Here is a 7,089-nt window from a genome sequence, read left to right on the forward strand (position 1 = left end):
ACGCACCCGCAAAACCGCAGGTCAGAGCCTAAAAACGTGTGACCAGCGTCACCATAAAAGCACCATAAAAGCACCAACAAAACATCGAAAAAGCATCAAAACAGATGTAAACTAGAGGCATGAACAAGGAAGAGATCACCGCGAAGCTCCACAACCTCGGCCGCGACATCGATGCCCTGCTCGAGAACATCTCGACCGGCCAGGACATCTCCGTAGTCCTGGCCGAGTCCCGCGACACCAAGGCCGCCGCCCGTGCCGCAGGCATGACCGAGGACGAAATCAGCGCCGCAATCGAATCCGGCCTCAGCTGACCCCCGGAAGGAAAGACGCGATGACCACTCCCGCCCCCGTCCAGACACTCGAGCTTCCCGACCAGTGGTGCGACTACAACGGCTGCACCACCGAAGCCACCCACACCGACGGTGAGTGGGTCATGTGCCCCCACCACGAGGAACGCGCCTACCGGACCACCACCTACTGGCGGCCGATCCTCCGCTGGACCACCCGCCCCGGCCCCCACTGGCCGGTCTTCATCGCCGAGTACTGATCCACATTCCGCGCCGGTGGGGAGTCACCGCGACTCCCCACCGGCGCGCACTACCGACCCGAACAGGAAACGCCCACATGCTCACCATCACGCACACCCCCACAGAGGGCACGATCATCGACGGCACCAGCAAAGGCGACGGCACCGCGCCGATCCTCAAAACCGCAGGTTGGAAATGGGGACGCAGCATCACCGCCTGGTACATCCCGCACAGCCGCGACCGCGCCCCCCACCTCGCCCGCATCGAACACACCGCCGCCGCCCTGCGCGCCGCCGGCTACGACGTCGAAACCGACATCGACACCACCCTCCGCGACGGCACCGACGCCCACCACGACCGCAACGAGCGTCTGACCGACCGCGCCGCCGCCCTCGCAGCCAAGGCCGAACGCAAGGCCACCGCCGCCGACGCCGCCCACGCACGCCACGACCACGCCTGTGCCGCACTGCCCGAAGGCGGAGAACCCATCAAAGTGGGACATCACAGCGAACGACGCCACCGCCGCGCCCTCGACCGCGCCCACACCACCGCCCGCGCCGCGATCGAAGCCGACGCCGCCGCCCGCTCAGCCGCCGAATCCGCCCGCATCGCCGCCCGCAGCACCGATCACCGCTACACCCCCGCAGTGATCCACCGCCGCATCGAACGACAGAGCGCCGAACTGCGCAGCATCGAACGCCACCTCACCAAGTACCGCGCTGCCGGACACACCGCCGAGACCAGCAACCACATGCACCAACTCGAACTCAACAAAGCCGAACTCGAGCGCGACATCGAATACTGGACCGCAGTACGCGCCGAACAGGACGCCACCGACGGCCCCAAGCTCTACAGCCGCGCCGACCTACGCCCCGGATACTTCGTCAACTGCTCCGGCACCTGGCACAAGGTGATCCGAGTCAACGCGAAGTCGGTCACCGTCGCCACCGCCTACAGCTGGACCGACCGACTGCCCTACGACAAGATCACCGACGCCCGCGCCGAGGACGCCCACACCCCCATCCGCCCAGGTCAGTAACCCACATCCGGCGGCCGCGACCCCCTCGCGGCCGCCGGTCCCCACTCGCCGCGAGGACGCCATGACCGCCGAATCCCTGTTCGCCGAGTGCATCATCCCCGGATGCAAACAGCCCGTCACCGACGAACTCACCCCCTGCCAGACCTGCCGCACGATCTTCGGACCCATGCTGCACGAAGCCGACCGACCCCCGAGCTACACCGCCGCCGACCTCGCAGAACGAGACGCAGGCACCGCCGCCGCCTAGGGGTAGCCGTAGCATCCGCCGGAAATCGGGCGGATTTGGCGTATCCGACTGGTGGGCACGGGGTTTCGAGTTCGGCATGCACTGTCGACTGGTTGGTGCTTGACTGCCGATGATGATGTTGGTCGGTGCTGGTGGAGGCTGAGGTCGTGGCGACGCGGATGTTCGCGGACGAGGAGTTGGAACGACTGCGGGGATTCCCGGAGATCAGCCGCGAGGAGCTGTTCCGGTACTTCACGCTGACGCCTGCGGATCTGGCGTTCGTGGATCCGGGCCGGGGCCGGGGCCCAGCCGAGCGGCTGGGCTTGGCGATCGCGTTGTGTACGCTGCCGTGGCTGGGATTCGTGCCGGATCGGCTGGTCACGGCTCCGCCGGTGGCGGTGGCTCGTGTCGCCGAGCAGTTGCGGTTGGATCCGGTGGTGATCGGTGCCTACGGCAGGCGAGCCAAGACCCGCACCGAGCATGTGCGCCTGGCCGCGCGGTACCTGGGATGGCGTGCGGTCGGTGCGCTCGAGTTCAAGGAGCTCGATGAGTTCCTGCTCGCGCGGGCGATGGAGCACGATTCCCCGACTCTGCTGTTCCGGCTGGCGTGTGAGTATCTGATCTCGGCGAAGGTGATCCGGCCAGGCCCGGTCACCGTGGTCGAGCGGGTCGCCCACGCCCGCCACCAGGCCCAGACCGAAACCTATGACCGGCTCGCTCACGAGTTCACTGCGGCGCGGTGCGCGGAGTTGGACGGCTTGCTTGTCACCGACGCTTCGCTGGGGATCTCGCGGTTGCGGTGGCTGTCGACCGGGCCGGTGGAGGCCTCGGCGGCCGCGGTCCGCGCCGAGGTCGACAAGCTGGGTTTCCTGCGCGGGTTGGGCGCTGATCGGCTGGATATGTCGGTGCTGCCCGCCGAGCGGCGCCGGTTTTTGGCCACGATGGGCCGGCGCCTGAGTCCGCAAGCGCTGCAACGTCGGGATCCGCAACGCCGGTATCCGATCCTGCTCACGGTGCTGGCCCAGTCCGGCACCGATGTCCTCGATGAGGTCGTGGCGTTGTTCGATCAGGCGATCTCGGTGAAATTCGGTGCTGCCGAACGGAAGATGCAGCAGCGGCTGGCCGAACGAGGAAAGACTGGAGAGGACCGTCAGGCGCTGCTGGACGATCTGTTGGAAATCGTCACCGACCCCGGCGTTCCGGATGAGGAGATCGGTGCGCTGATCCGCGGCGAGAAGATCGGGTGGGAGCGCCTGCGCGCGGCGATCGCCCAGGCCAAGCCCAGGTTGCCGCGTGATCACGGGCATCTGGCGGCGTTGGATTCCTCCTACAACTACCTGCGTCAGTTCACCCCCGCGGTGCTCGAAGCGGTGCGCTTCTGCGGCGGTACCGCCGCGACCGAGTTGCTGATCGCGGTGAACATGCTGCGCGAGTTGAACGCGACCGGGCGGCGCAAGGTCTTCGATGACGCCCCGACCGGGTTCGTGCCGATGAAGTGGCGCGGCTACCTCGACGAGGCCCGCAAATCCGGCAGCGCGACCGCGTATCGGCACTACTGGGAGTTGTGTGTGCTGCTCGGATTGCGTGACGGGTTGCGCAGCGGGGATGTGTTCGTGCCGGGCTCGCGCCGTTACGCCGACCCGGCCGCCTACCTGCTCACCACCGGGCAGTGGGAACCGCAACGCGTTGAGTTCTGCGGCCTGGTCGGGCGATCCGCCGATCCTGGCGTCGCGCTGGCCACCGTGGTCGCCGAACTGCACGACGCTCTCGGTGAGCTGGAGGAGGTGCTGGCCGGCGGGGACGGCCCGGTCCGGCTGGACGAGGGCGGGGATCTGGTGATCTCGCCGCTGAGCGCGGAAGATGTTCCCGCCGAGGCGATCACGCTCAAGGCCGAGCTGACCGAAATGCTGCCGTTCGCGCCGATCGTGTCGCTGCTGATCGAGCTGGACAAACGCACCGGCTACCTGGACTGCTTCACCCACGCCGGCGGTCAGGCCACCCGGACGCCGGAGCTCAAACGCAACCTGATCGCGGTACTGCTGGCGCACTCGACGAACCTGGGGTTGACCCGGATGGCCGAGGCGTGCGGAATCACCTACGACATCCTGGCCTGGACCGACGAGTGGTATGTGCGCGAGGAGACCCTGCGCGCGGCCAACCTGGTACTGGTCGGCTACCACCAGCGGCTGCCGCTGACCGCGGTGTTCGGCGCCGGAACACTGTCGTCGAGCGACGGGCAGCGTTTCCCGACGCGCGGTAAGTCGACCACGGCGCGGCCGTTGAGCCGCTATTTCGCCAGCGAGGGCCTGTCGACCTACACCCATGTCAGCGACACCCACGCCACCTACGGCACCAAGGTCATCGTGGCGACCAAACGCGAAGCCCACTACGTGCTCGATGAGATCCTGGGCAACGCCACCGATCTGCCGATCACCGAGCACGCCACCGACACCCACGGGGTCACCCTGGTCAACTTCGGGTTGTTCGACCTGCTCGGGATGCAGCTCTCGCCACGGATCCGGGATCTGGGGCGGATCACCCTGTACCGGCCGGGCCCGCGCGCCGAGGCCGAGGCCCGGTTCCCGCACGCGGGCCCGCTGATGACCCGCAAGGCCAACCTGGGTTTGATCGCCGAGCACTGGGACGATCTGCTGCGGTTGGCCGGATCGCTGAAGTTCGGGCACGCCACCGCGTCGCTGTTGGTCGGCAAGCTGTCGGCGTCGGGGCGGCAGAACACCCTGGCCGCGGCGCTCAAGGAGTACGGGGCGCTGCGGCGCACCATTTACGCCGCGAGATACCTCTCCGATCCGGACTACCGGCGCAAGATCTCGCGGCAGCTCAACAAGGGCGAGTCGCTGCACGCGCTGCGCCGCGACCTGCTCTATGCCCATGAGGGGATGATCCGGGCGCGCCACCTCGAGGACCAGACCGAGCAGGCCTGGTGCCTGACCTTGACGACCAACGCTGTGATCGCCTGGACCACAGAGTATTACGGGTTCGCTGTCGAGCAGATGCGCCGGACCGGGCAGCGTATCGATGACGAGGTCCTGGCCCACATCAGCCCGGCCCACAGTGCCAACATCAACTTCTTCGGCGCGATCGAGGTCGACATCGACGCCGAGCTGGCCCAGCTGGGCCCGACCGGGTACCGGCCGCTGCGGGTGCGCGACACCTTGTTCTGACCGCGCGGAACCGGGGCCCGTGGTTACGGCGTGGCGATGTCGATAGCGGTGTCTGCTGGCGTGGGTGTTCGGTGGGCGGTGAGGAAGTTGTCGACGAGCCGGGTGCAGTCGTCGTGGTCGATGCTGCGTAATCCGGTGAGACGGGCGAACACGATCGGGCCGAGGAGTTCGATGATGGCGAAGGTGGTGTCGAGCTCGCCGAGCATCGCGCGGGCCTCGGGACTGGTGAGGATCTGGTCGAACGGGTGGCGGTACTGCTCGATGACGCGCGCGCGCAGCGAGGTGACCGCGGCCGGGTCGGGGTGGTCCTCGCCGATGGAACCCATCGCCAGCCAGGCCAGGGTGGTCATCTGCACCGGAGCCTGTTCGATGAGGTCGGCCTGGCTGGCGAGCAGCGCCAGGAGCCGCTCACGCACGGGCCCGGTGCCGGTCGGTGTGTCGACCTGGGGAAGTAGTCGTTCGAAAGTCGCCGCGAGCAGCTGGGTGGTGCTGCCGAAGTGCCGGTAGAGGGTGGCGCGGGCGACCTTCGACACGCGGGTGACCGCCTCGACGGTGACCGCCTCGACACCGCCGGTGGACAGCAGATGGGTGGCCGCGTCGAGCAACCGGTTGCGTGAGCGCGCCAGTCGCGGATCGGCCTGCTCGTCGTCCGCGGCGAGCGGGTCGGTCGCCGCCGGGCCTGAGTCGGTCATGGACGCGCCTTCCTCCGAATTCGTGTCGTTGAACTCTTGATATGGGTGAACTCTATCCCACCCCCCAACCACTATGATACGAATGGTCTCGTACAGATACCGTTGGTCTTCAAAGTCGGGGAGGTGCCGGTGGCCACACCCGGAACGGACACTGTCGAGATCGCCCGCTGGACCAGGGCCCAGTGGTGGATGCTGGCGGTGTCGTGCCTGGCGGTGGCGCTGGTGGTCGCGGCGATGGCGGCGTTGTATTCGGCGTTGCCGCAGATCGCGCTTGCGACCGGGGCCACCCAAGCCCAGCTGACCTGGATCGTCGACGGCTACACGCTGGTGCTGGCGTGTCTGGTGCTGCCCGCCGGCGCCGTCGGTGACCGTTACGGGCGCCGCGTGGTGCTGGTGGTGGGGTTGGTGGTGTTCGCCGCCGCCTCGGCGCTGCCGCTGCTGCTGTCCGACCCGGCCTGGTTGATCGCGACGCGCGCGCTGGCCGGGGCAGGCGCCGCGCTGGTGATGCCCTCGACGCTGTCGATCCTCACTGCAGGGTTCGCCCCCGCTCATCGCGGCCGGGCGGTGGGGATATGGGCCGGGGTCGCCGGATCCGGGGCGATACTGGGGATTCTCGGTGCCGGGGTGCTGCTCGAACGATGGTCGTGGCTATCGGTGTTCGTAGGGTTGACCGTGGCCGGGGCGGTGCTGGCGGGGTTGGCGTGCACCATCGCCGAGTCCCGCCAGCGCGAGCATCCGCAGGTGGACTGGGTGGGCGCGGTGGCGGTGGCGGTCGCTGTCGCGGCGATCGTGTTCGCCGTGATCGAGTTCCCCGCGCGCGGCTGGGCCGACCCGCTCGTCGCCGCCGCCGCCGGGGTCGGCGTGGCCGCGACGGCGGCCTTCGTGGTCGTCGAGCTGCGCTCGGCGGCGCCGCTGCTGGATGTGCGGTTGTTCGCCCGCCGTGGTTTCGGTGCCGGGTCGCTGTCGGTGACCATCCAGTTCCTGGTCACCTTCGGGGTATTCCTGCTGCTTGTGCAGTACCTGCAGCTGGTCTTCGGTTACGGGCCGCTGGCCTCGGCGCTGGCGTTGGCGCCGATGGTGGTGCCGCTGGTCGTGATCTCGGTGATCGCGCCGTGGCTGTCGAGCCTGGTCGGGTTACGGGTGATGACCGTGGCCGGCCTGCTCACCATCGCCGCCGGGCTGGTGCTGGTGAGCCGGCTGACACTCGCCGCGCACTACCTCGACCTGCTGTGGCCGCTGCTGATCATGAGCGCGGGCCTGGGATTGTGCACCGCGCCGGCGACCTATGCCATCGTCGCCGACACCCCCGAGGCCAAACACGGGGTCGCCGCCGCGGTCAACGACGCCGCCCGCGAGATCGGCGCCGCGATCGGGATCGCCGTGGCCGGCAGCGTGCTGGCCGCCGGCTACACCCACCGCATCC

General features: G+C 68.4%; 7 protein-coding genes. 6 read left to right on the forward strand and 1 reads right to left on the reverse strand.

The features are described 5' to 3' along the window. Positions 1–119: 119 nt before the first annotated feature. The 5 genes from B9C99_RS25210 to B9C99_RS25230 all read left to right on the forward strand — a co-directional run bounded on the left by B9C99_RS25210 (position 120) and on the right by B9C99_RS25230 (position 4,974). Positions 120–311 (forward strand): hypothetical protein, encoded by a 192-nt coding sequence (locus B9C99_RS25210; RefSeq protein WP_088899771.1) that lies wholly within the window; start codon positions 120–122, stop codon positions 309–311. Between the two features lie 20 nt (positions 312–331). Beyond that, the gene (locus B9C99_RS25215) at positions 332–547 is read left to right on the forward strand and encodes a hypothetical protein (RefSeq protein ID WP_029547350.1); all 216 of its coding nucleotides are present in this window, start codon (positions 332–334) and stop codon (positions 545–547) included. Positions 548–624: 77 nt separating this feature from the next. Further along, entirely contained in the window at positions 625–1,566 is a 942-nt protein-coding gene (locus B9C99_RS25220; protein WP_088899772.1) for a DUF3560 domain-containing protein, read from the forward strand. A 61-nt stretch (positions 1,567–1,627) separates the two neighbouring features. Continuing rightward, positions 1,628–1,813: a hypothetical protein gene (locus tag B9C99_RS25225; RefSeq protein WP_088899773.1), complete on the forward strand. Its 186-nt coding sequence runs from the start codon at positions 1,628–1,630 to the stop codon at positions 1,811–1,813. Between the two features lie 146 nt (positions 1,814–1,959). Continuing rightward, positions 1,960–4,974 (forward strand): Tn3 family transposase, encoded by a 3,015-nt coding sequence (locus B9C99_RS25230; RefSeq protein ID WP_039583599.1) that lies wholly within the window; start codon positions 1,960–1,962, stop codon positions 4,972–4,974. A 23-nt stretch (positions 4,975–4,997) separates the two neighbouring features. Here B9C99_RS25230 and B9C99_RS25235 read toward each other — a convergent pair whose 3' ends face one another. Beyond that, positions 4,998–5,666, reverse strand: a complete 669-nt coding sequence (locus B9C99_RS25235) for a TetR/AcrR family transcriptional regulator (RefSeq protein WP_039583585.1) — start codon at positions 5,664–5,666, stop codon at positions 4,998–5,000. A 129-nt stretch (positions 5,667–5,795) separates the two neighbouring features. Here B9C99_RS25235 and B9C99_RS25240 point away from each other — a divergent pair. After that, a partial coding sequence (locus B9C99_RS25240) for an MFS transporter (protein WP_088899774.1) occupies positions 5,796–7,089 on the forward strand: 1,294 nt, incomplete at its 3' end.

This window comes from Rhodococcus sp. BUPNP1 (assembly GCF_002215235.1).
Taxonomy (GTDB): domain Bacteria; phylum Actinomycetota; class Actinomycetes; order Mycobacteriales; family Mycobacteriaceae; genus Rhodococcus.